Below are 23,168 nucleotides of genomic sequence, written 5' to 3'. Positions count from 1 at the left end.
CCGGATTTATCCGGCCTTTTGCTATTCGGCTATCCGCCATACCCAATTCTGCGATGGGGTAACGATCTCCGGCAGCGGGATATCCCAATGTTCCACCGGCAGCTGTTCCACCTGCTGGCAGTCATGTGCCAACCCGATCGGGTAGGGGCCGAGATGATGCCAGTTTTGCAGAGTGCGATCGTAAAAACCGCCACCCATCCCCAAACGCTGGCCCGTACTGTCAAACGCCACCAGTGGCGTCAGCACCACGTCGAGTGAGCCGATCGGCAAGACGTTGCGCACATCGAGCTGTGGCTCAAGGATATTGAAGCGGTTGTTAACCAGAGGCGTTTCCGGGGTATAGCGCAGGAACAGCAGATTGCCGGGGCTAAACGGGTGCAACACCGGCAGATAAACCTGTTTGCCTTGCTGCCATAACCGTTCAATCAGCGGACGGGTATCGAGCTCGCCATCGAACGACAAAAACACCGCAATGCTTTGTGCCGCCTGGATGCGCGAATGTGCAGCGATGCGTTCAGCCGTCTGCAGGGCGAAATTATTTTGTTGTTCGGGTGTTAGGGCGCGTCGAAGTTGACGGATTTGGTTTCGGATGTTTTGCCGCTGTTGGGCATACTGGGCTTGAAAAGACATAGTCAGCACACTTACCGCTGAGGAAGGGGAATCTCCGAGATGCCGTCGCAGGCTGTAACCCTTGAACCCATGGTTCAAGGTGAACGTGCTGTCGCAATCTTAAGGCTTCTCGGCGGGCCGAGCATGCACACCGATCGCGGATCATCACATTCTGTTGGTACTAATTATCGGCTCAGGGGACTGGCCCGCTGGCGAACATCTCAGAGAAATTTTTTACTCATTGCCAAAATCCAGGATTTCAGCAACTTAAGTTATTCGAATTGTGCATCCTGACGTTCAGAGATGCGACCCTGTTCAAGCAAAGCCTGTTCAATGGTCTGTTGTAGCATGCGAATGCGTTGTTCCATATTGGACGCATAATCACGGGTTTTCAACCGTTCTTGAGCAAGTTCGTGACAAACATTCAATGCTGCGATGAAAACGAGCTGCTCAGTATTTGTGACTCTAGTGCGAACTTTAAGATCTTGCAACCGTTCGTTAAGATCGACCGCTGCCATGTTCAACGCATCTTGTTGTTCTGGCGGGCAATTGACTCTTAAAGAGCGACCAAAAATTTGAATATCTACCGGTTGTGCAGACATGCCACCTTCCTGCCTAAATTTCGCGCCAGCCCCAGTCTACCCTTACCGGGCCACCAAAGCGGGCGCCACTATATATACCTCGGTACCAAGATACAACCCCTTTTTCAGTACCTGGTTGTAATCTACCGCGACAGACATTACCAGTCAAAAAAGGGTTTCAAAATGCGTATTTAGCTTCATTTTGTTCCCTTCCGGTACTGTGTGAATTCTGACGCATCACGATTATAACTAGCCACTGAGGTGTCGTGCTTATCTGGCACAGCGACGGACCTTGGTGGTAGCATAACACGAACTTATCCTGCCAACGATGACGAATGCGCATGTCTATACAGAATACATTTCCAAGTTACCAATCTTTGACCCTTGCCCTTAACCAGCAAGCGGTGGCGTTGACCGCAGCAGAAATGCACGGCCTGATCAGTGGCCTGTTGTGCGGTGGCAGCCGTGACGCCGGCTGGCAATCACTGGTCTATGATCTGACTAATGAAGGCGTGGCCTTCCCGCAGGCGCTAAGCTTGCCGCTTCAGCAACTTCATGAAATTACGCGTGAAACGCTGGAAGACGACGATTTCATGTTCCAACTGATGATGCCGGAAGGCGAAACGGTCAGCGTGTTTGATCGCGCCGACGCGTTGAGCGGCTGGGTGAACCATTTCCTGCTCGGCCTTGGCATGATGCAGCCGAAACTGGCCCAGGTGAAAGACGAGCTGGGTGAGGCGATCGACGATCTGCGTAACATCGCCCAACTCGGTTATGAAGAAGATGAAGACCAGGAAGAGCTTGAGCACTCTCTGGAGGAAGTGGTGGAGTATGTGCGGATGGCGGCCATTTTGTGCCACACCGAATTTACTCGCCGCAAGCCGACGGCGCCGGAAAATGCCAAACCGACCTTGCACTAAACATCCTATTTCACGACCTTGAGGCCGTGAGCACAGGCAGATTGATTTCAGGAGAAGGTGATGACTCAGCAGGAATTCAACAACCGCCGTCAGGCGCTGTTGGCGAAAATGGCTCCGGCCAGCGCGGCGATTATTTTCTCTGCGCCGGAAGCAACGCGCAGTGCAGATACCGAATATCCTTACCGTCAGAACAGCGATTTCTGGTACCTGACCGGCTTCAACGAGCCGGGCGCGGTATTGATTCTGGTGAAGAGTGACGAGATGCATAACCACAGCGTGCTGTTCAACCGGGTGCGCGATCTGACGGCGGAAACCTGGTTTGGCCGCCGTCTGGGCCAAGAGGCTGCCCCGGCGAAGCTGGGTGTGGACCGCGCGCTGCCGTTCGATGAAATCAACGACCAATTACCCCTGTTGCTCAATGGCCTGGACGTGATCTACCACGCGCAGGGCCAATACGACTATGCCGATCAAATCCTGTTTGCTGCGCTGGACAAGCTGCGCAAGGGTTTCCGCCAGAACCTGCAGGCACCGGCAACCCTGACCGACTGGCGTCCGTGGCTGCACGAAATGCGCCTGTTCAAGTCATCGGAAGAGATGGTGATTATGCGTCGCGCCGGTGAGATCAGCGCGCTGGCCCATACCCGTGCAATGCAGAAATGCCGTCCCGGCATGTTCGAATATCAGCTCGAGGCGGAAATTCATCATGAGTTTACCCGCTTCGGTGCCCGCTACCCGTCTTACAACACCATTGTCGGTGGCGGTGACAACGCCTGTATCCTGCACTACACCGAGAACGAAAGTGAATTGCGCGATGGCGATTTGGTGCTGATCGACGCCGGTTGCGAGTACAAAGGCTATGCTGGCGACATCACCCGCACCTTCCCGGTCAACGGCAAATTCAGCCGACCGCAGCGCGCAGTGTATGACATCGTGTTGGCGTCGTTGCAACGGGCGCTGGAGATGTTCAAACCGGGCATCAGCATCCGCGTGGTCAACGATGAAGTCGTACGCATCATGATTACCGGGATGGTGGAATTGGGGATCCTGAAAGGCGAAGTCGAGCAGCTGATTGCCGAACAGGCACATCGTCCGTTCTACATGCATGGCCTGGGTCACTGGCTGGGGCTGGATGTGCATGATGTCGGCCATTACGGTACGCCAGATCGCGACCGTACGTTGGAACCGGGCATGGTGCTGACCGTCGAACCGGGGCTGTACATTGCGCCGAATGCTGATGTGCCGGAAGAATATCGTGGCATGGGCATTCGTATTGAAGACGACATCCTGATCACCGCCACCGGCATTGAGAATCTGACGGCCAGCGTAGTGAAAGACGCAGATGCCATCGAAGCACTGATGGCGGCGGCAAGGTAACAGCATGAGTGTAATCATCGTTGGTGGCGGTATGGCGGGGGCGACTTTGGCGCTGGCCATTTCCTCGCTGACTCAGGGAAGATTGGCGGTTGACCTGGTCGAAGCGACCCGACCGGACGACCGCAGCCATCCGGGATTTGACGCCCGCGCCATTGCCTTGGCGCAGGGCACCTGTCAGCAGTTGACGCGCATTGGCGTTTGGCCGGCGCTGCGCGACTGTGCGACGGCCATTACCCAGGTGCACGTTAGCGATCGCGGTCATGCCGGGTTTGTTAATTTGCACGCGCAGGATTACCAGGTCGATGCGTTGGGGCAGGTGATTGAGCTGCACGATGCCGGTCAACGGTTGTTTGCGCTGCTGGCCAAGGCACCGGGTGTGACGTTGCACTGTCCGGCCCGGGTGGTCGATGTGGTGCGTACAGCAGAGCAGGCCGAAGTACTGCTGGATAACGGTCAGCGTATCAGCGGGCAACTGCTGGTGGCGGCGGACGGCTCACGTTCGGCGCTGGCACAGGCCTGTAATCTGCAGTGGCAGCAAAGTGACTATCCGCAGTTTGCTACCATTGCCAACGTCACCACTGCAGAGCATCCACAGGGGCGCGCTTTTGAACGCTTCACCCGTCACGGGCCCTTGGCTTTACTGCCGATGTCTCAGGGGCGCAGCTCACTGGTGTGGTGCCATGCGCGTGAAGATCGCGAGCAGGTCGACGGATGGGACGATGAGCGTTTTATCAGTGAATTGCAGCAGGCGTTTGGCTGGCGTCTGGGGCGTATTCTTCGCGCCGGCAAACGCCACAGCTACCCGCTCAGCCTGCTGACCGCCAATCAGCATGTCAGCCACCGGCTGGCACTGGTGGGCAATGCCGCACAGACGCTGCATCCGATCGCCGGGCAGGGGTTCAATCTTGGCCTGCGTGACGTGATGTCGCTGGCGGAAACGCTGGCCGAGGCGCAGCAGGCCGGAGAAGATCCCGGTGGCTATGCGCTGTTGGGGCGTTATCAACAACGGCGACAGCAAGATCAGCAGGCTACCATTGGTGTGACAGACGGCCTGATCCGGCTGTTTGCCAATCGCTACGACCCCCTGGTGGTCGGTCGTAATCTGGGTCTGATGGCGATGGCCCAGTTACCGTCGGTGCGGGACGCCTTTGCCAAACGTACTTTGGGCTGGGTGGATCGCTAAGCGGTGTATAAGCACAGGCGCAGCATGCTGTGCCCAAAGCGCTGGGCAATGGCACAGCGAGTCATTTAAGGAAATTAAGCAGCATGCAATCATTTGACGTGGTTATCGCCGGCGGCGGTATGGTGGGGTTGGCATTGGCCTGTGGTTTGCAGGGCAGCGGTCTGCGCGTTGCAGTGTTGGAACAGCAGCAACCGGATATGACGCCGCCGCAACCACAGCCGGAACTGCGCGTTTCCGCCATCAATGCCGCCAGCGAGCGCCTGCTGCAGCACATTGGCGTGTGGGACGAGATCCTCTCCCTGCGCGCCAGCGCCTATAACGCCATGGAAGTCTGGGATCGCGACAGCTTCGGCAAAATAGCCTTTCGTGGTGACGAATGCGGTTTTAATCATCTTGGCCATATCATCGAAAACTCGGTGATCCAGCAGGCGTTGTGGAAGCGGGCGGAAAGCCTGAGCGACGTCACGCTGATGACGCCTGCGGCGCTCAAGCAGGTGGCCTGGGGCGAGAACGACGCTTTCATCACTCTGGAAGACGGCCGCATGCTGACCGCCCGACTGGTGATTGGGGCCGATGGTGCCCATTCCTGGCTGCGTCAGCATGCTGATATCCCGCTGACCTTCTGGGATTACCGCCACCATGCGCTGGTGGCCACGATCCGCACCGAAGAGCCGCATTTGGCGACGGCGCGGCAGGTGTTCCACGGCGATGGCATTCTGGCGTTTCTGCCGTTCAGCGATCCGCATTTAAGCTCGATCGTCTGGTCGGTGGCACCGGAAGAGGCTGAACGCCTGAAGCAACTGGAGCCGGAGCAGTTTAACCGTGAGCTGGCGATGGCTTTTGACCTGCGCCTCGGTGCCTGCACCCTGGAAAGTGAACGTCAGACCTTCCCACTGACCGGGCGTTATGCCCGCAACTTTGCCGCGCACCGTCTGGCGCTGGTGGGCGATGCTGCGCATACCGTGCATCCGCTGGCCGGGCAGGGGGTGAATCTGGGCTTTATGGATGTGGCAGAGCTGATCGCTGAACTGCGCCGTCTGCAACGGCAGGGCAAGGATATTGGCCAACACCTGTATCTGCGCCGCTACGAACGCCGTCGCAAACACGGTGCTGCGGTGATGCTGGCCAGCATGCAAGGGTTCCGCGAACTGTTTGATGGTAACCACCCGGCGAAGAAACTGTTGCGTGATGTCGGGCTGCGCCTGGCCGACAGCTTGCCGGGCGTGAAGCCCAAGCTGGTGCGTCAGGCGATGGGCCTGAATGACCTGCCGGAATGGCTGGCCTGACGGCAGCCTGAGAGAGGTCGTTAGGCCTCTCTGCCTCATTTTCCCCTCGATATCATCGATTCTCAAAGGCGCAGCCCTGCGCCTTATACCCATAGCTTTTTCTTATATAACCCTTCATTTGAAATAATCTAATTCCAGGCCGGTTTTGCCATTAGTTTTTCTAATTCCATGTTCGGTTATCAAAAGTCGAAATTCCGTATCCGGCCTTGGGTTTGTTATATAACTTCGGATTTTTGGTGCTTTAATTGTTGGTTTTGTGCCTTAAAGCGCATTTTTCCAGTCAAAAACTCTGCACACTAGCCCGGCATTTTACTGGCCCTGAGCGACGCCAAGCCTATTTTAACTTATGGTTAATGGGGTCGTTCGGTGATAACGTCAGGACAAAGGTATCGTTTGCGTCGCGGCGGTTAGCCGCAGTTTTTGCACGTTCGGCGCAGCGTTTCTGTTGGGCAGTCAGTGCGCCACGCAATCCGGCCGCGAGCCATTATCTGATGTATTGCGTAGCAGCACCCTATCTTCAGCTTCTGAGTGAAATGAGGGAAAAGATGGCAAAGCAAACCCCACTGTACGACCAGCACGTGGCGTGCGGTGCGCGCATGGTAGATTTTCATGGCTGGATGATGCCCCTGCATTACGGCTCCCAGATCGATGAGCACCACGCCGTGCGTCAGGATGCCGGTATGTTCGACGTCTCCCATATGACCATTGTGGATCTGCGCGGTGCCCGCACCCGCGAGTTCCTGCGTTACCTGCTGGCGAATGACGTCGCCAAGCTCACTCAACCTGGCAAAGCCTTGTACACCGGCATGCTGAATGCGTCTGGCGGTGTGATCGACGACCTGATCGTTTACTTCCTTACTGAAGACTATTTCCGCCTGGTGGTGAACTCCGCCACCCGCGACAAAGACCTGGCCTGGATCGAAGAACACGCAGCTCCGTACGGCGTAGCGCTGACGGTGCGTGACGATCTGGCGCTGGTTGCGGTGCAGGGCCCACAGGCCAAAGAGCGCGCCGCCACCTTATTTACCCCGGAACAAAAAAGCGCGGTTGAAGGCATGAAGCCGTTCTTCGGCGTACAGACCGGGGATCTGTTTATTGCCACTACCGGTTATACCGGCGAAGCGGGTTATGAAATTGCCCTGCCGAAAGAGCAGGTGGTCGATTTCTGGCAGAAACTGCTGGCGGCGGGCGTGAAGCCGGCTGGCCTGGGTGCACGTGACACCCTGCGCCTGGAAGCGGGTATGAACCTGTACGGGCAAGAGATGGATGAAGGGATTTCGCCGCTGGCTGCCAACATGGGCTGGACCATTGCCTGGCTGCCGGAAGACCGTCAGTTTATCGGCCGTGAAGCGTTGGAAAAACAGCGCGAAGTGGGCACCGAACAACTGGTCGGCTTGATCATGACGGAAAAAGGCGTATTACGTAATGAGCTGCCGGTGCGTTTCACCGATGAAGCAGGTCAGACGCATGAAGGGGTGATCACCAGCGGTTCATTCTCACCGACCCTGGGCTTCAGCATCGCCCTGGCCCGCGTACCCGCCGGTATCGGCGAGCAGGCCATCGTTCAGATCCGCAACCGTGAAATGCCGGTCAAGGTCACCAAACCTGGATTCGTGCGTGCCGGTAAGCCACTGACTAATTAATTTTTTGTTTATTGATTCTTTATTTCTTCGAAGGAGTAGCTGGCGATGAGCAATGTGCCAACAGAATTGAAATACGCAACATCCCATGAGTGGGTGCGTGACGCAGGCAACGGCGAATACGTGGTAGGCATTACCGAACACGCGCAGGAACTGCTGGGCGACATGGTGTTTGTCGACCTGCCTGACGTGGGCACCGCGGTTAACGCTGGCGAAGACTGCGCAGTAGCGGAATCGGTGAAAGCCGCTTCCGATATCTATGCACCTATCAGCGGTGAAATCATCGCTGCCAACGATGCGCTGGAAAGCTCTCCGGAGCTGGTTAACATTGACCCGTACGGCGAAGGCTGGCTGTTCCGCATCAAGGCTTCTGACAGTGCCGAACTCGGCAACCTGCTGGATGCCGGTGCGTATCAGGCTTCTATCGACGAGTAACTGTTGTAACGCCCCAGGCCCATTGGCCGGGGCGTTTTAGTTATAGATCAGGCTATATCCCGTACCCCGTAAGCATTCAGGAATTTGTAGCAATGACTCAGACACTCAGCCAACTTGAACACAGCGGTGCGTTCATCGAACGCCATATCGGCTCTTCTGCAGAACAACAGCAGCAGTTGCTGGAAGCGGTGGGCGCACGCTCGCTCAACGCGCTGATCCAACAGATTGTGCCGGCAGACATTCAACTGCCTGCGCCGCCGCCGGTGGGCGATGCGGCTACTGAACATCAGGCGCTGGCCGAACTGAAGGCGATTGCCTCGCAGAATCAGCGCTACAAATCCTATATCGGTATGGGCTACAGCGCGGTGCTGACACCGCCGGTGATCCTGCGCAACATGCTGGAAAATCCGGGCTGGTACACCGCTTATACCCCTTATCAGCCGGAAGTGTCGCAGGGCCGCCTTGAGGCGCTGTTGAACTTCCAGACCGTGACGCTCGATCTGACCGGTCTGGATCTGGCATCGGCTTCATTGCTGGACGAGGCGACCGCGGCCGCCGAAGCGATGGCGCTGGCCAAACGCGCCAGCAAGCTGAAAGACGCTAACCGTTTCTTCGTGGCTGACGACGTGCATCCTCAAACGCTGGACGTGGTACGTACCCGTGCCGCCACCTTCGGTTTTGAAGTGATCGTCGATAAAGCCGAGAAAGTGCTGGAGCTGCAGGGCGTGTTTGGCGTGCTGCTGCAACAGGTCGGTACCACCGGTGAACTGCACGACTACAGCAAACTGCTGGCCGAGCTGAAAACCCGCAAAATCGGTACCAGCGTGGCTGCCGACATTATGGCACTGGTGCTGTTGACCGCACCGGGCAAACAGGGCGCCGACGTGGTGTTCGGCTCCGCACAGCGCTTTGGCGTGCCGATGGGTTACGGTGGCCCACACGCGGCCTTCTTCGCCTGCCGTGACGAATTCAAACGTTCGATGCCAGGTCGCATCATTGGTGTTTCTCGCGATGCTGCCGGTAACACTGCACTGCGCATGGCGATGCAAACCCGTGAGCAACATATCCGTCGCGAAAAAGCCAACTCGAATATCTGTACCTCGCAGGTACTGCTGGCCAACATCGCCAGCCTGTATGCGGTGTACCATGGCCCACAAGGCCTGCAACGTATTGCCGGGCGTATCCATCGCCTGACCGACATTTTGGCCGCCGGTTTGCAACAGGCCGGGCTGCAACTGCGTCACAAAACCTGGTTCGATACCCTGACGGTGGAAGTGAAAGACAAGGCCGCGGTGCTGGAACGCGCCTTGAGCTTCGGCATCAACCTGCGTACCGATATTCACGGTGCGGTGGGCATCACGCTGGACGAGGCGACCTCACGTGAAGACGTGCAAACGCTGTTCGCCTTGCTGGCGGGTGACGAGCACGGTTTGGACATCGACGCGCTGGACGCGGCGGTGAGCAAAAATAGCCAATCGATCCCGGCGGGCATGGTGCGCCAGGATCCGATCCTGACTCACCCGGTATTCAACAGCTACCACAGCGAAACCGAGATGATGCGTTATATGCACCGTCTGGAACGCAAGGATCTGGCGCTCAACCAGGCGATGATCCCGCTCGGTTCTTGCACCATGAAGCTGAATGCCGCGGCGGAAATGATCCCGATTACCTGGCCTGAGTTCTCTGAGCTGCACCCGTTCTGCCCGCCAGAACAGGCGGCAGGCTATCAGCAGATGATCGGTCAGCTGTCACAGTGGCTGGTGCAATTGACCGGCTACGACGCGGTTTGCATGCAGCCGAACTCCGGCGCGCAGGGTGAATACGCCGGGCTGTTGGCGATCCGTCATTACCATGAAAGCCGTAACGAAGCGGGCCGTCACATCTGCCTGATCCCAAGCTCCGCACACGGTACCAACCCGGCCTCTGCCCAAATGGCGGGCATGAGCGTGGTAGTGGTGGCCTGCGACAAGAATGGCAACATCGATCTGCACGACCTGCGCGTCAAGGCCGAGCAAGCGGGTGAAGAGCTGTCTTGTATCATGGTGACTTACCCGTCGACCCATGGCGTGTACGAAGAAACTATCCGTGAAGTGTGCCAGATCGTTCATCAGTTCGGCGGCCAGGTGTACCTCGACGGCGCCAACATGAATGCTCAGGTGGGCATCACCACCCCAGGTTACATTGGTGCAGACGTCTCACACCTTAACCTGCATAAAACCTTCTGTATCCCACACGGCGGTGGCGGTCCAGGCATGGGGCCAATCGGCGTCAAAGCGCATTTGGCACCTTTCGTTCCGGGCCACAGCGTGGTGCAGATCGACGGTGTGACCACCCAGCAGGGCGCAGTTTCTGCTGCACCCTTTGGTAGCGCCTCAATTTTGCCAATCAGCTGGATGTATATCCGCATGATGGGCGCAGAAGGGTTGAAGCAGGCGAGCCAGGTGGCGATCCTGAACGCCAACTACATTGCGACCCGTCTGAAAGACGCTTACCCGGTGCTGTATACCGGCCGCGATCACCGCGTGGCGCATGAATGCATTCTCGACATTCGTCCGTTGAAAGAAGAGACCGGCATCAGCGAAATGGATATCGCTAAACGTCTGATTGACTACGGTTTCCATGCGCCGACCATGTCGTTCCCGGTAGCGGGTACGCTGATGGTTGAACCTACCGAATCTGAAAGCAAAGCAGAGCTGGATCGCTTTATCGACGCGATGCTGGCTATCCGCGGCGAGATTGATCGGGTGGCGAAAGGTGAATGGCCGCTGGAAGACAACCCATTAGTCAACGCGCCGCACATTCAGGCCGAACTGGTCAGTGACTGGCAGCACGCCTATAGCCGTGAGCTGGCGGTGTTCCCAATCGCTGGTGTGCGTGAGAACAAATACTGGCCGAGCGTGAAACGTCTGGATGACGTGTACGGCGACCGTAACCTGTTCTGTTCTTGCGTACCGATGAGCGAATACGAATAAACCCTTCGGCGGGGAGTTGATAAACAGGCAGCGCATTTTGCGCTGCTTTTTTTTGTCCATCATGCACATGGTTTTCTTGCTTATATATTTGATTAATTGCTAATTATCTTCTTTTTTGTGCGATCCCCCGCAGTTTGCTTCCAACCTGATTTAAGACACTGTCCGGTTTACATTCCGTTTAAACACGCGTGGTTAAATTGACATCAGCAAAATATTTTGCAGGGAAGATTGACTCACAAGGAGTGCTCTATGAAAAGGTTGGCTATCGCAATCATTGCGGCTTTACCCTTCTGCTCCGCGCAGGCGGTTGAAAGTTATGAAGTACGAAATAACAGCGGGCAAACGGTATTTAAACTGAATTTCTACACCCCCACCGATGACGGCTATTTTACTGATGAAGGTGTCCCTCAGCACTCATCCTGGATCCTGGACGAGGCGCAAAAGGCACAGGTGATCAGCGCCGCACAACGCTGGGCCGATATTATCAAACCCAAGCCTGGCCAGTTGCCGGGGGTGATCAACGTCGGTACCTTTGATGAGAAAAATGCCGGCGCAATGAGCGCCAACGTCAGTGACGACAGCTTTAGTTTGACCCAGCTTCAGGCAGTGTTACAGGGGCAGGAGGCGGGGGTATTGGACAGTGGTGCCCATGCCATCGTCCGTATCGGCAAGCTGGACTTTACCCCTACCCAGGCCTCGCCGGCCCAGATCCCCACCGATCATCGAACCGATCTGGAAGTCACGATATTTCATGAAATTGCCCATGCGTTAGGGATCAGCGCTGATGCCGGGGTAGCCAATGGCATAACGCAATTCGGCCCGACGCAGGGGAGCTGGACATCGCATCTGTTTGACGACAACGGTAATCCTGCTCAGCCGGACCAGGCGATTTTGTGCAAAGGCTGTGAGGGACCGGACGATCCTTCAGGTTTCGACGTGCGCAAGGATCAAGGTTATTTCGCCGGTAGCCATGTCAAAGAGGTGCTGGACGGTGCCATGCCGGGAGTTCCGGTACGCATCCTCGATGTATTTGGCGATCTGGATGAAGATTACATGTCCCACATCGAGCTGGATCGCAGCCTGATGAGCCACCAAAACTACCGCAATTACACCTCGATGATGGAAGCCGAATTGGCGCTGTTACAGGACATGGGGTACGACATCGATCGTCGTAACTTCTTTGGTCGCTCGGTTTATGGCAGCGGTCTGGATGTGGTTAACCAGCAAGGGTATTTCGCGCGTAATGCTGACGGTACCGATTATATCGACGGCAAAGCCAATACTGCTGCCCGGGGTGTCGGGTTGCACATTTACGGCAGTAACAATCGCATAGAGCAGCGCGGCGATCTGTTGGCAGATGGCGTAGCCGCCGCCGGTATCCGCATTGATGGTGCGGGCAACACGCTCAGCATCGCTCCGGGTACCCGGGTGCAGGCCAACGGTGATTACGGCACCGGCTTATTGGTGGCGTACGGGGATCGGCACAATATTATCCAGCGTGGCAGCCTGGAGGCGACCGGCAAAGAAGGCGTGGCTGCTCGTCTGGACTTTGGTAACAACCTGCTGGGCAATGATGCCGAATACCGTGGCTCATATATCTGGCAGTGGGGCGGGCTCGATCTGTCCAAATATCGGGCAGCCCCGCTGGTGTCCAATTTCGATATCACCGGCTCATTGAAAGGCAGCAAAGCGGCGATCTACCAGTCTGAAAATGCACTGGCCGGCGCAATCAACGTGATGCGTGGTGCTGACATTCAGGGCGATATTATCTCTGACTATGCGCAATGGGACGAAAATAATCAGGCGCGCCTCACTCGTTTAACCTTCGGCCTGCAGCCGGATGAACTGGGGCAGGTCACCGCAGCGGCGGATAGCGGTTTTGACTTCACCTATAACGGTAACATTCGCGGTAAGGATAATTTTGCGCTGGTGGCTGAGGGCGGTAAAACGACTCTCAACGGCATGCATCAGGTGTATAGCGTGGATATTGAGCCAGGGGCCCAACTGGCTGGGAATAGCCGTTATGAGCTGTCGGATGCCGGGTTGTTTACCAATAACGGTTTGCTCACCACCGGTTCACCTTTTGGTCTGGTTTCGATCGTCGGCGATTACTCGCAGGGGCCGCAGGGGCGTCTGCAACTGATGTTCGACAACCTGGGGCGTGGGGACCAGGTGATAATCAGCGGAAAATCCAGTCTGGGCGGTGCCTTGGCGCTGATGCCGGTCAAAGGCTGGTATGCATCAGACTGGAAGCTGAACAGCACTTCCCTGTTGCAACTGGGGCAGGCCAGCGGTGAGTTCGATCAGATCAGCGTGCAGACGCAGTCACCGACCTTAAGCTTCAGTGCGACACCGTTGGCGGCCGGGGAATATCAAATCAGCGCCAGCCGTGGTGCAACGGCCTACAGCCAATATGCACAGAGCACGAATGAGCAGAACGTCGGTCTGGCGTTGGCCCGTGCGGCGGTGACGGCGGGTAATGATATGCGTCCGTTGCTGACTGCGCTGGATTTCTCTGCCCCTGATGGCAAGCAGGTCAACAATGCTTTGGCCCAGTTGGAGCCGTCGGCCTATAACAGCCTGATCCAGGCTTCATTCGATCGCGAACGTCAGTTAACCCGTGCGTTGACGGCACCGGAACGCAATCTGACGCTGGCTCCGGTTGACGACGAACAAGATTGGATTAGTTTTGCCCTGCCTTATGGCGGCGGTAACTGGCAGCGTAATTCGGGCAATATCACCGGTTACAACGCATCGCGTTATGGCGTGCTGTTCGGCGCTGAGAAACGTAATGTGCTGGTGCCTGGGCTGACCACCGGTTTCCACGCCGCGGTGGGCGGACAAACCGTCAATGCCAAAAGTGCCGATCGGGCGCGGGCGCACAGCACTTCATTTGATGTTGGTTTGCAGTTCAACTTTGCACAGGATGCCATGGCCGGGCCGTTTGCTTATGGCCTGGGCCGGGTGGGCGCTGAGGATAATCATATGAAGCGTCAGTTTGATGTCGCCGGTGTGAGCGGCACCAGCAAGAGCGACTGGACGGCCTGGAACGGTTCATTGACCCTGGGCGGCGGCTATCATTTTGCATTAACCGATTCGTTCAGCTTTGGCCCGGTAGCGGCACTGGATTATACCGCCACCACTCATCGTACGATTAAGGAGACCGGTACTGGCACCTTGCCGATGCAGATTAAAGGGCGCTATGCCGACTCTCTGCAAAGCACGCTGGGTGTAGAGGCGCTGTTCCAGGGGACAGAGGCTTTGTCCGCGACCCTGCGCCTTGGCTGGCAGCATGAGCTGCTGAGCAACAATGTCACCCAGCGTGCGCAGTTCGTTGGTTATGACGCCTCGGCTTTTGATAGCAAAAGCACCTTGGCGGGGCGTGATGGGCTGGCGGCGCAGGCGGGTGTGCAGTATCAGTTGAACAAAGATGTTTCAGTTGGGGCCGGGCTTTCCAGCGAGTTGTTCCGCCAGGGCAGTAATTCATTAGAGGGCAATATGTCTGTGAGCTGGCGGTTCTGATTTCTCCAACAAAATGCCGGTGAGTCAATATCAATAACACGTTCGGCAAAGCGTACTCTCAAGGGACACTGCATGATGCAGTGTCCCTTTTTTACTGTCGCCGCACCGCAACCCCAACGGATTAAGGAGCAATGATGAGAGCTGCAATAGTTAACGCGTTAGGCCAGGCACCCGTAGTCGGTGATGTGGATGAGCCGATAGCCAGAAAAGGGGAAACCCTGATCGAAGTGATTGTCGCCGGTATCAAACAATTGGATCGCGCCATGGTGGCGGGAACCCATTACTCCAGCCCTAAGGTGTTGCCGATCGTGCCAGGTACCGATGGCGTTGGTTATGCACCGGATGGCCAGCGGGTTTATTTCGCCTCTTTCCGGCAGCCTCACGGCGCACTGGCAGAGCGTACCGTCGCTTCCTGGAGCGTGCCGGTGCCGAAAGGTGTGGACGATGCCACCGCAGCGGCCTTGATTAATCCGGCATTTGCCGCCTGGCTGCCGCTGCACTGGCGCGCCGAGCTTCAGGCGGGTGAAACGGTGCTGATTATTGGTGCGACCGGCACCTCGGGCAAGCTGGCGGTGGCCGCTGCACGTCAGGCGGGAGCCGGGCGGATTGTCGCGGCTGGGCGTCGGCAGAGCGTACTGGATGCGCTGGACGTCGATGCGACGGTGGACCTCAGCCTGGAAGGAGATGCACTGGTGCAGGCTTTCGCTGCTGCTGCAGGCCCGAACGGCTATCAGGTGATTGTCGATTACATTTGGGGGGCGGCTACCGAAGCGCTGCTGGCCACGCTGAACAATCACGATCTGTCTTCCTATGCCGGTGGGCGCGGTATTCGTCTGGTCAACGTAGGTTCAATGGCCGGGCCAGACATCCGCTTGCCGGCAGCGGTACTGCGCAGCAACCAGCTGCAGATTTTGGGCAGTGGTACCGGCAATTTCCCTCCGCCGGCTGAGATGCAGCGATATGCCAGTGAGATCCTGGCGTTGGCGGCCGCAGGGCAGATCTCGGTTGAAACTCAGGAGCACGGTTTATCCGAGATCGCCGAAGTGTGGGATCTGAACAAGAAAAGCGATGTGCGATCGGTGATCCGTATTGCCGGATAACTGTTCTCAGGTTTATGGGCAAACACGTTTTTGCCCATTGATCTGTCACAGTCAATCAAGCCGATACCGCGGCAGTAAAATAGCGGCTTTCATGCCGGTTTAACTCTCTTCTGGCGGCGCGAGGTAGTTTTCCGGTAAGTCGATAACAAACCCGATACCGCGTTCATCGAGTCCTTCGGTGAGCCGCAGCTGCGCACCGATTTTATCGGCCAGATTTTTGGCTATCGCCAGCCCCAGACCGCTGCCAACTTGCAGGGTGCCCGGCACGCGGTAAAAGCGCTCGAACAGCCGTTTGTGGTATTCCGGGCCGATGCCAGGGCCATTGTCGCGCAAGGTAATGTAGCAACCCAGCGGTGACAGCGAGCGAATATTGGCTTCGATTCGCCCATTCTCCGGCGCGTATTTGATGGCGTTTTCCAAAAGGTTGGTGAAGATGGTAATCAGTGATTGGCGATCGGTATCAATCATCACATTTTCACTGCCATCCAGCGAAAGTTCGACGTTCTTTTCCAGCGCATAGGGCACGTGTTGGGCAATGCATTTGCTGATTTCCGCGTGAATATTCACGGTTTCAATCTTCAGCGGAAAGTCTTCTGACTCCAGCTTGGCCAGGTCAATCAGTTGGCGCGAAAGCGATGCGGCGCGATCCAGCCCCTGCTGCATGTCTTCAATGATTTCCTGTCGTTCGGTTTTATCCGCCACCTGGGTCAGCAGATGCAACTGTGCCAGTACGGCGGCGATTGGGGTGCGTAGCTCATGCGCCGCGTCAGCCATAAAGCGTTTTTCGCGCTGATTGGCGGCATCGATACGTGCCATCAGCTTATTGATTTCCAATACTATTGGCCGGATTTCCTGATATTGCTCGGTCGCATTGATCGGTGACAAGGTACCGGGCTTGCGGTCAGAGATCATTCTGGCGATTTGCCGTAGCGGCCTCAGACTGAAATAGGCGGTGATCAACAGGGCGGCAATGGTTGCCGCCAGGGTTAGCAACAGTGGGATAGCGGTGCTTTCCGCCGGATTACCGAAAATGGTGGTGCGGTTGTCAAAGGATTCGCCGACGATCACCCTAAATTGCTGCTTGTCGCTCCAACTGCCGGCGATATGCCACTTCATATTGGCGTAGCTGATAGTGCCGGACAGCACGGAAGGTGGCAGGAACAGCGGTATTTCCTGCGCCAGCGAGGCGTAAAGCATCTTATTGTTACGATCGTAAACCACGAATAAGGGGCGGTAGTCTATTTCATCCTGCATGCCGTTTTTGATCGAGTCGATATACATTATTTCGATGTCTTTAATTACCTCAATAAAATTGTGGTCGTTGATGTCAGTTTTATCAAGAATATTGGCAATGCCGCGTGCGACAATGCGTTGCTGATTATCCAAGTATTTTTCGGCGTCGGGGTAATAAAAATATTTTACCCAGCCCATCAATACGCCCCACAGTAGTAATATGGCCAATACCTGGAAAATAATGGTGCGCATAAAAAAGGATTTAAAACTAATCATCCCAGCGTCTCTTTTTTTAATAAATAGCCAATGCCGCGCACGGTAATAATTCGCTCTCTACCTATCTTGCGCCGCAAATTATGCATATGTACCTCCAGTGAGTTACTTTCCACGCTGTCGCCGTGACCGAAAAGACTTTGCTCCAGTGCGGTTTTACGCACCACGGTGCCGGCACAGCGCATCAGTTCATGCAACAGCCGGTACTCCTTTTTCGATAACAGCAACAGTTCACCATCCAGTGTCACCTGGTGGTTCATTGGGTCCAGATACAAATTGCCCAGACTCCAGGTTTGGGAGGCAAACCCGGCCATGCGGCGGTTCACCGCCTTCACACGAGATATCAGCTCAGGCAAGGCGAAAGGTTTGGCCAGAAAGTCGTCCGCACCGGAGTCCAGGCTATTGACCAGGCTCTCAATCCGGTCGCGGGCGGTCAGAACAATGATCGGGATATTTTGTCCGGCGGCCCGCCACTCGACCAATTTTTTTAAGCCATCGCCGTCAGGCAGGGTCAGGTCCAGCAGCATTAAATCGAAGCTGGCTTGCGAGAGTTTACTTTGAGCATCATGGACCAGCCGCACCCAGCACAACTCAAAGCCCGCCAGCTCCAATGCGCGGCATAAGGCCTTGCCTAATTGCAGGTCGTCTTCCACCAACAGTATGTTCACGTGCCATCCGATTAATATCGATGTGTCGACGGCTATATAACTACAACCATCGGGTGAAGACAACGACGTCATCCTTTTTGCTCACCCGTTCTTAAGCAAACCTTAATCTGGCATTAATTTGGCGTTAAGGGAGCCTCGGTTTGTTTCTAGTACGCTCATCCCTGCAAAAATCATTCGGGTGGGGAAAAATGCGAGCAGATAAATTTTCAACGGTGGCTACATGCGCTGTCGCGATTTTATTTTTGGCGCTGACTACGCTACCTTCCCCTATCGGCTTGCAGAGTGGCAAGCATGCCACTCCACTTTCATCGACCCTGCCGTTTATTCAGCATGCTGAACCCCTGGTTGTTTATAAAAGCTTAAAACCTCGCATTAAAAAACAGCTGCGTCGTCTGGTGCAGCTACAACATTTAATTTAATAAGGCTGACCAGTTGAAAAATATCCTGGGTTATTCCGTAGCGACGTTGTTGACAATATTTCCCCTGCAGGGCTCTGCACAACAGGGCGGGCAAGCTTCATTGACTCTCAGCGGTGGTATGGCGGTAGCGCCGCTGTATCAGGGGGCATCTACCTATAGCGCTGTGCCGCTGTACGATATGCAGGCCAGCTATGATGGGGCGGCCTGGGGGGATTTCAGTATTGGACTGGGGGGCGCCAGTTGGCAGTTGCCGTTGTCGGGGCCGTTCGGCATCGCCTTATTGGCCGGTTATGACGGCGGACGAGACGAGAAAGTGAAAACGCTGAGAGGGCACAACAATCGGCTGAAGGGTATGGGCGATTTGGACGGTGCGTTTGAGGCCGGCATTGAACTGAGCTATAAACTCGAGCCTTTCCGCGCTTATATCAGGGGCATGCAGGCGACCAAGGCGCGTCGCTACGGCGATGAAGATCTGGGGCATACCGCCTATGTCGATCTGGGTGTGGCAGCGCTGTATCCCTTAACCGATGCTCTTAGCCTCTCTGCCGATCTGACCACCACTTGGGCCAACAGCGGCTATCAGCGGGGCTACTTTGGTGTTACCCAGCAGCAGGCACAGCAAAGCGCTTTCGAAACTTATCGGCCAGGCAGCGGTTTTAAACAGGTGATGCTCAACACGGCGCTGAATTATCAATTGACGCGGGAAATCGCTTTCCAGGGCGGAGTCGGTATCTATACTCTGTTGGGCGATGCGGCTAACAGCCCGATCGTCGAGAAAAAGGTGGCTGGGGTGGCTTTCCTGAGCGCCAGCTACCGTTTCTGATTTCCTAACCAGAGAAAGGAACAGCATGACTAAAGTTGCATTGGTCACCGGTGCCAGCCGAGGTATTGGTCGCGCCACGGCGTTACAGCTGGCCCGTCAGGGCTACGCAGTGGGCGTTAACTATCTGAAGGATGAGGCTGCGGCGCAACAGGTGGTCGCAGAGATAACCTCCCTGGGCGGCCGGGCGCTGGCGTTGCAGGCCGATATTGGTGATGAAAGCCAGGTGGTCGCGATGTTTGCCGAACTGGATGCCACCCTCGGTCCTATTAGTGCGCTGGTCAACAATGCCGGTATTCTGTTTCAACAGACCAGCATTGAACAACTGACCGCCGAGCGAATTAACAAAGTGCTGAGCACCAACGTCACCGGCTATTTCCTTTGCTGCCGCGAAGCGGTGAAGCGCATGGCGCAGCGTCATGGTGGGCAGGGCGGAGCTATCGTCAACGTCTCTTCCGCCGCCTCTCGTTTAGGGGCACCCTGGGAGTATATCGACTATGCGGCATCGAAGGGGGCGGTCGACACACTGACCACCGGACTGGCGTTGGAAGTGGCAGCGCAGGGGATTCGCGTTAACTCGGTGCGACCGGGCTGTATTTACACCGAGATGCATGCCAGCGGCGGTGAGCCGGGCCGTGTTGATCGGGTGAAGGGCAACCTGCCGATGCAGCGTGGTGGCACCCCGGAAGAAGTGGCGGAAGCCATCGTCTGGCTGCTGTCCGATGCCGCTTCTTACGTCACCGGCAGCTTTATCGAGGCCTCCGGCGGCCGCTGACGGCGATGTTATTGAGGTTATCCGTATCATTTCAGCCCGCAAAGCGGATGCACGAGAAAGGGGGAAGTATGAAACGCAAAAATTCGGTTAGGAATGTGCAGCATAGCGTGCTTCCTCCTCTGACGGAGGAGCAAAAGCGCAGATAGCCTCCTTGAGGGTTATGCCGGATGATGGGATTGACTATGGTGATGCCCCCGCGCTTAGCGATGAGCAATGGGGAACGGCATTACAGGGGCGGTTCTACAAACCGATGAAGGTATCAAAAACAGTCAGAATTGATGCTGACATTTTGGAATGGCTCCAGAGACCGGGTAAGGGCTACCAGAAGCGTTTGAACGCGGTCTTGCGTGCCGCTATGTTGAAAGGCCAAGAGCTCGAAGAGTAAAATTATCTATCCGTAGCTGTTTATCCTGCAGTTTAAAACCCGGTAGCTTTAGACGCGCCGGGTTTTTGATACGACATTACCTCTCTCCAATCAGCCCTCATGCAGCAGCGCACTGCGGAAAGACAGAATGTGCGCCTCTGCCGCATTGGCCGCGGCGTCGTCGTCCTGTGCTGCCAGAGCGGCGATAATCGCCCGATGTTCTTCGATCACCTCCCGCATATGGCCTTCGCGTGACAGCGTGCTGGCCCAGAAACGCTGTGCTCTGGCGTGCAGCACGCTCAGGATGTCCGCCAGCATATTATTCCCGGCGATCTGCGCCAGCTGCTGGTGGAACTGGTGGTCCAGCGTCATCATCTGTACCCGGTCACGGCGCTGGCTGGCGGCTTCGATCTGTTGATTGAGGGCCGTCAGTGCGGCGATCTGCGGTTCGGTAATTCGCTTGCTAGCCAGTCGCATACACAGCATTTCATTGGCCAGTCGCACTTCAATCAGTTCCAGTGCGTCATCCATCGACAGCGGTGAGACCATCACCCCTTTACGCGGGATCACCTGCAGTAACCCTTCATTGGCCAGCCGGTGGATCGCCTGATTGATCGGCGTTCTGCCCATATCCAGCTCACTCATCACCTGCGCGGTATTGAGATATTCACCAGGTTTGTAACTTAACGTCACCAGCGCCTGCTTAAAGCGCCGGTAGGCCAGTTCATTCAGCGATATTCCGGCTTCCTCTGCCGTCGGGAGTTCCTGGCTCTCTGCGTCAAGGGTCATCACGTTCTGCTCCTGCAAGAAGAAAGTTTTTAGACATAGTACACAAAAACATGGCACGGAAATCGCTTATTTGGTAACTAAAGATATAGTGAAATTTCACAGTATTTTAACCAAAGAGGCACAAACGCCATGAGACTGACCTTCACTTTACCTGAATCCAGCGGTGCCGGGGTGCTGGATGTTGAGATCGACCATCTGGTGATTGCCGGCTGGACCGGCCGCGATCGCGAGGCGATCCTGCACCATATTAGGGAGTTGGCGGCGCTGGGTGTGCCCCAACCCAGTGCAATCCCACTGTTTTATCGGGTGGCTGTTAATCAGCTTAGCCAGAGCGACTGCATTGAAGTGATCGGCAATGCCAGCTCCGGCGAAGCGGAACCGCTGATCTTCACTCATCGCGGCGAGCTGTTTGTTTCGCTGGCCTCGGATCATACCGATCGTCAACTGGAGGCGCACAGCGTAGCGCTGTCCAAGCAAATTTGCGTCAAGCCAGTAGCACGTGCCGCCTGGCCCTTGCGAGAAGTGATCGCACATTGGGACTCGTTGATCCTGCGATCCTGGATCAAAGAGGACGGTGAGTTCCGGCTTTATCAGCAGGGTTACCTTGCCAGTCTGCGTACTCCTGGCGATCTGCTGGATCGTTATCTGAGTGGTCAGCAGGTGCCCGAGGGCGGGCTGACGGTACCTCAGCCGCGTGACGGTCTGGCGATGGCCTGCGGCACGGTGGCGGCGATTGGCGGTATCCGACCGGCGGCCGAATTCCGTATGGAACTGGTGGACGAGGTGCTGGGGCGAACTATCAGCCATAGCTATCGCAGTATTGAACTGCCGGTGGTGGCGTGATGGAAAAACTGACTTTAACGCAGGTCGTTGCCGGGTTGACCAGCGGTGAATTAACGGCTGTGCAGTTGACTGCCGCTGCGCTGGCGCAAATTGCCGACGACCAGGGTGAGGGCTCTCGCACTTTTACCCATGTTTATAGCGACTGGGCACAGCAGCAGGCACTGGCGGCCGATCGACGGCGTGCGGCGGGTGATCCTCTGTCGACGCTGGATGGCGTACCGGTGTCGGTCAAAGACCTGTTTGATGTCGCCGGGGAAGTCACCACCGCCGGGTCGCGGGTGCTGGCCGATGCGCCGGTGGCTAATCGCCATTCCGCCGTGGTGGCGCGGTTGTTGCAGGCTGGCGCGGTGGTGATCGGCAAAACCAACATGACCGAGTTTGCCTATTCAGGGCTGGGGATCAATCCCCACTACGGCACGCCTGCCAATCCCTGGGATCGCTCTGCTCGCCGCATTCCCGGTGGTTCGTCTTCGGGGGCGGCGGTTGCGGTGGCTGACGGCATGTGTTGGGGCGCGATAGGCAGCGACACCGGTGGCTCGGTACGTATTCCGGCGGCCTTCTGCGGCCTGACCGGCTATAAACCCACCGCCCGTCGTATCAGCAGCCACGGTCTGCTGCCGTTGTCGCCCTCACTGGATTCGATCGGCGTGATCGCTCATGACGTTGCTGGTTGCATAGCGCTGGATGCGGCGATAGCCGATCTGCCACTGCATCCGCAGCAGAAAACCTTGAGTCAGGCGCGTTTTGCCGTGCCCCAAACATTGGTGCTGGATGGCCTGGACGATGAGGTCACCGCCGCCTTTCATCTCAGCGTCCAGCGGCTGGTGCAGGCCGGGGCACAGATTGAATTTATTCCCTGTCATGAGTTTGGCGAGCTGGCGACGATCAACGCCGCCGGTGGTTTCAGCGCGCTGGAGTCCTGGCGCTGGCATCAGCCGCTGATTGCCGAACATGCCGATGGTTATGACCCACGGGTGCTGTCACGTATTCGTCGCGGCCAATGGCTGAATGAGCAGGATCTGCAGCAATTGCAGTTGCTGCGTGCCGATTGGCAACGGCGGGTGACGGCTGTAGTGCAAGGGTTTGACGCACTATTGATGCCGACGGTGCCTATGGTTGCGCCAACCATTGCCGAGTTGGAAGCGGATGAAGACGCTTATTTTCGTATCAACGGCGCTGCGCTGCGTAACCCTTCGGTGATCAACTTCCTCGACGGTTGTGCGCTGTCGCTGCCCTGCCAATCGCCCGGAGCGGCGCCGGTTGGCCTGATGCTGGCCGGGTTGCCCCTGCAGGACGAGACGCTGCTGGGTTGGGCGCTGGCGATCGAACGTTGCCTCACCGAGGTGTGATTTTCCGGTGGGG

At 56.5% G+C, this 23,168-nt stretch carries 20 protein-coding genes and 1 other RNA gene; 15 read left to right on the top strand and 6 right to left on the bottom strand.

Annotated features, from left to right (window positions below; genetic code table 11):
• Nucleotides 1-21 precede the first annotated feature (21 nt).
• The 3 genes from QOT07_RS20605 to zapA form a co-directional block, all read right to left on the bottom strand.
• On the bottom strand, nt 22-630 hold the full coding sequence (locus QOT07_RS20605; protein WP_283603835.1) for a 5-formyltetrahydrofolate cyclo-ligase: 609 nt from the start codon (nt 628-630) through the stop codon (nt 22-24).
• A 27-nt stretch (nt 631-657) separates the two neighbouring features.
• Nucleotides 658-840: non-coding RNA, 6S RNA (ssrS, locus tag QOT07_RS20600), on the bottom strand.
• Between the two features lie 41 nt (nt 841-881).
• Complete coding sequence (gene zapA, locus QOT07_RS20595) at nt 882-1,211, bottom strand: cell division protein ZapA (RefSeq protein ID WP_012146623.1); 330 nt, start codon at nt 1,209-1,211, stop codon at nt 882-884.
• A gap of 320 nt (nt 1,212-1,531) precedes the next feature.
• On the opposite strand from zapA, the gene QOT07_RS20590 reads away from it, so the two are divergent.
• From QOT07_RS20590 to QOT07_RS20550, 9 genes are all read left to right on the top strand, one after another.
• Complete coding sequence (locus QOT07_RS20590) at nt 1,532-2,110, top strand: YecA/YgfB family protein (protein WP_099065323.1); 579 nt, start codon at nt 1,532-1,534, stop codon at nt 2,108-2,110.
• 60 nt (nt 2,111-2,170) lie between these two features.
• On the top strand, nt 2,171-3,484 hold the full coding sequence (gene pepP / locus QOT07_RS20585) for a Xaa-Pro aminopeptidase (RefSeq protein WP_283603833.1): 1,314 nt from the start codon (nt 2,171-2,173) through the stop codon (nt 3,482-3,484).
• Between the two features lie 4 nt (nt 3,485-3,488).
• Entirely contained in the window at nt 3,489-4,667 is a 1,179-nt protein-coding gene (gene ubiH, locus QOT07_RS20580; RefSeq protein WP_099065325.1) for a 2-octaprenyl-6-methoxyphenyl hydroxylase, read from the top strand.
• 83 nt (nt 4,668-4,750) lie between these two features.
• Nucleotides 4,751-5,953, top strand: coding sequence for an FAD-dependent 2-octaprenylphenol hydroxylase (gene ubiI, locus QOT07_RS20575; protein WP_099065326.1), 1,203 nt, complete (start codon nt 4,751-4,753; stop codon nt 5,951-5,953).
• A gap of 545 nt (nt 5,954-6,498) precedes the next feature.
• The gene (gene gcvT, locus QOT07_RS20570; protein ID WP_099065327.1) at nt 6,499-7,596 is read left to right on the top strand and encodes a glycine cleavage system aminomethyltransferase GcvT; all 1,098 of its coding nucleotides are present in this window, start codon (nt 6,499-6,501) and stop codon (nt 7,594-7,596) included.
• Nucleotides 7,597-7,641: 45 nt separating this feature from the next.
• Nucleotides 7,642-8,028 carry a glycine cleavage system protein GcvH gene (gcvH, locus tag QOT07_RS20565; protein WP_283603832.1) on the top strand — a complete coding sequence of 129 codons (387 nt, stop codon included), beginning with the start codon at nt 7,642-7,644 and terminating at the stop codon, nt 8,026-8,028.
• A 92-nt stretch (nt 8,029-8,120) separates the two neighbouring features.
• The gene (gcvP, locus tag QOT07_RS20560; RefSeq protein WP_283603831.1) at nt 8,121-11,000 is read left to right on the top strand and encodes an aminomethyl-transferring glycine dehydrogenase; all 2,880 of its coding nucleotides are present in this window, start codon (nt 8,121-8,123) and stop codon (nt 10,998-11,000) included.
• Nucleotides 11,001-11,249: 249 nt separating this feature from the next.
• Complete coding sequence (locus QOT07_RS20555; RefSeq protein ID WP_283603830.1) at nt 11,250-14,522, top strand: autotransporter outer membrane beta-barrel domain-containing protein; 3,273 nt, start codon at nt 11,250-11,252, stop codon at nt 14,520-14,522.
• Between the two features lie 134 nt (nt 14,523-14,656).
• Nucleotides 14,657-15,622 carry a quinone oxidoreductase family protein gene (locus QOT07_RS20550; protein ID WP_283603829.1) on the top strand — a complete coding sequence of 322 codons (966 nt, stop codon included), beginning with the start codon at nt 14,657-14,659 and terminating at the stop codon, nt 15,620-15,622.
• A 99-nt stretch (nt 15,623-15,721) separates the two neighbouring features.
• Here the strand turns inward: QOT07_RS20550 and QOT07_RS20545 are convergent, their stop codons facing one another.
• Both QOT07_RS20545 and QOT07_RS20540 read right to left on the bottom strand, forming a co-directional pair.
• On the bottom strand, nt 15,722-17,131 hold the full coding sequence (locus QOT07_RS20545) for an ATP-binding protein (RefSeq protein WP_283603828.1): 1,410 nt from the start codon (nt 17,129-17,131) through the stop codon (nt 15,722-15,724).
• A complete protein-coding gene (locus tag QOT07_RS20540) occupies nt 17,128-17,796 on the bottom strand; it encodes a response regulator (RefSeq protein WP_085118723.1) in 669 nt (222 codons plus the stop codon). The genes QOT07_RS20545 and QOT07_RS20540 overlap by 4 nt, the downstream gene beginning before the upstream one ends.
• 188 nt (nt 17,797-17,984) lie before the next feature.
• Here QOT07_RS20540 and QOT07_RS20535 point away from each other — a divergent pair, with 188 nt between their 5' ends.
• The 4 genes from QOT07_RS20535 (at nt 17,985) to QOT07_RS20520 (ending at nt 20,195) form a co-directional block, all read left to right on the top strand.
• Nucleotides 17,985-18,215, top strand: a complete 231-nt coding sequence (locus QOT07_RS20535; RefSeq protein ID WP_157765451.1) for a hypothetical protein — start codon at nt 17,985-17,987, stop codon at nt 18,213-18,215.
• 13 nt (nt 18,216-18,228) lie between these two features.
• Nucleotides 18,229-19,038, top strand: coding sequence for a MipA/OmpV family protein (locus tag QOT07_RS20530; protein WP_207979435.1), 810 nt, complete (start codon nt 18,229-18,231; stop codon nt 19,036-19,038).
• Between the two features lie 25 nt (nt 19,039-19,063).
• Nucleotides 19,064-19,810 carry an SDR family oxidoreductase gene (locus QOT07_RS20525; protein ID WP_099063851.1) on the top strand — a complete coding sequence of 249 codons (747 nt, stop codon included), beginning with the start codon at nt 19,064-19,066 and terminating at the stop codon, nt 19,808-19,810.
• A 160-nt stretch (nt 19,811-19,970) separates the two neighbouring features.
• Entirely contained in the window at nt 19,971-20,195 is a 225-nt protein-coding gene (locus QOT07_RS20520; protein WP_232519097.1) for a BrnA antitoxin family protein, read from the top strand.
• Between the two features lie 90 nt (nt 20,196-20,285).
• Here the strand turns inward: QOT07_RS20520 and QOT07_RS20515 are convergent, their stop codons facing one another.
• Nucleotides 20,286-20,963: a GntR family transcriptional regulator gene (locus tag QOT07_RS20515; protein WP_283604407.1), complete on the bottom strand. Its 678-nt coding sequence runs from the start codon at nt 20,961-20,963 to the stop codon at nt 20,286-20,288.
• Nucleotides 20,964-21,092: 129 nt separating this feature from the next.
• On the opposite strand from QOT07_RS20515, the gene QOT07_RS20510 reads away from it, so the two are divergent.
• Both QOT07_RS20510 and QOT07_RS20505 read left to right on the top strand, forming a co-directional pair.
• Nucleotides 21,093-21,806 (top strand): DUF2848 domain-containing protein, encoded by a 714-nt coding sequence (locus tag QOT07_RS20510; protein ID WP_099063849.1) that lies wholly within the window; start codon nt 21,093-21,095, stop codon nt 21,804-21,806.
• Nucleotides 21,806-23,155 (top strand): amidase, encoded by a 1,350-nt coding sequence (locus tag QOT07_RS20505; RefSeq protein ID WP_283603827.1) that lies wholly within the window; start codon nt 21,806-21,808, stop codon nt 23,153-23,155. The genes QOT07_RS20510 and QOT07_RS20505 overlap by 1 nt, the downstream gene beginning before the upstream one ends.
• Nucleotides 23,156-23,168 lie beyond the last annotated feature (13 nt).

It is taken from the genome of Serratia proteamaculans, from assembly GCF_949794035.1.
Lineage (GTDB): Bacteria > Pseudomonadota > Gammaproteobacteria > Enterobacterales > Enterobacteriaceae > Serratia > Serratia proteamaculans.
The sequence above is the reverse complement of the archived record's forward strand: the minus strand, read 5'-3'. Positions and strand labels throughout refer to the sequence as shown.

Coding starts and splice junctions, on each gene's coding strand:
- QOT07_RS20555 (WP_283603830.1), top strand. CDS start 11,250: ATGAAAAGGTTGGCTATCGCAATCATTGCGGCTTTACCCTTCTGCTCC.
- QOT07_RS20520 (WP_232519097.1), top strand. CDS start 19,971: ATGCCGGATGATGGGATTGACTATGGTGATGCCCCCGCGCTTAGCGAT.
- ubiI (WP_099065326.1), top strand. CDS start 4,751: ATGCAATCATTTGACGTGGTTATCGCCGGCGGCGGTATGGTGGGGTTG.
- QOT07_RS20525 (WP_099063851.1), top strand. CDS start 19,064: ATGACTAAAGTTGCATTGGTCACCGGTGCCAGCCGAGGTATTGGTCGC.
- gcvT (WP_099065327.1), top strand. CDS start 6,499: ATGGCAAAGCAAACCCCACTGTACGACCAGCACGTGGCGTGCGGTGCG.
- QOT07_RS20515 (WP_283604407.1), bottom strand. CDS start 20,963: ATGACCCTTGACGCAGAGAGCCAGGAACTCCCGACGGCAGAGGAAGCC.
- QOT07_RS20545 (WP_283603828.1), bottom strand. CDS start 17,131: ATGATTAGTTTTAAATCCTTTTTTATGCGCACCATTATTTTCCAGGTA.
- pepP (WP_283603833.1), top strand. CDS start 2,171: ATGACTCAGCAGGAATTCAACAACCGCCGTCAGGCGCTGTTGGCGAAA.
- gcvH (WP_283603832.1), top strand. CDS start 7,642: ATGAGCAATGTGCCAACAGAATTGAAATACGCAACATCCCATGAGTGG.
- gcvP (WP_283603831.1), top strand. CDS start 8,121: ATGACTCAGACACTCAGCCAACTTGAACACAGCGGTGCGTTCATCGAA.
- QOT07_RS20550 (WP_283603829.1), top strand. CDS start 14,657: ATGAGAGCTGCAATAGTTAACGCGTTAGGCCAGGCACCCGTAGTCGGT.
- QOT07_RS20605 (WP_283603835.1), bottom strand. CDS start 630: ATGTCTTTTCAAGCCCAGTATGCCCAACAGCGGCAAAACATCCGAAAC.
- ubiH (WP_099065325.1), top strand. CDS start 3,489: ATGAGTGTAATCATCGTTGGTGGCGGTATGGCGGGGGCGACTTTGGCG.
- zapA (WP_012146623.1), bottom strand. CDS start 1,211: ATGTCTGCACAACCGGTAGATATTCAAATTTTTGGTCGCTCTTTAAGA.
- QOT07_RS20590 (WP_099065323.1), top strand. CDS start 1,532: ATGTCTATACAGAATACATTTCCAAGTTACCAATCTTTGACCCTTGCC.
- QOT07_RS20535 (WP_157765451.1), top strand. CDS start 17,985: ATGCGAGCAGATAAATTTTCAACGGTGGCTACATGCGCTGTCGCGATT.
- QOT07_RS20510 (WP_099063849.1), top strand. CDS start 21,093: ATGAGACTGACCTTCACTTTACCTGAATCCAGCGGTGCCGGGGTGCTG.
- QOT07_RS20505 (WP_283603827.1), top strand. CDS start 21,806: ATGGAAAAACTGACTTTAACGCAGGTCGTTGCCGGGTTGACCAGCGGT.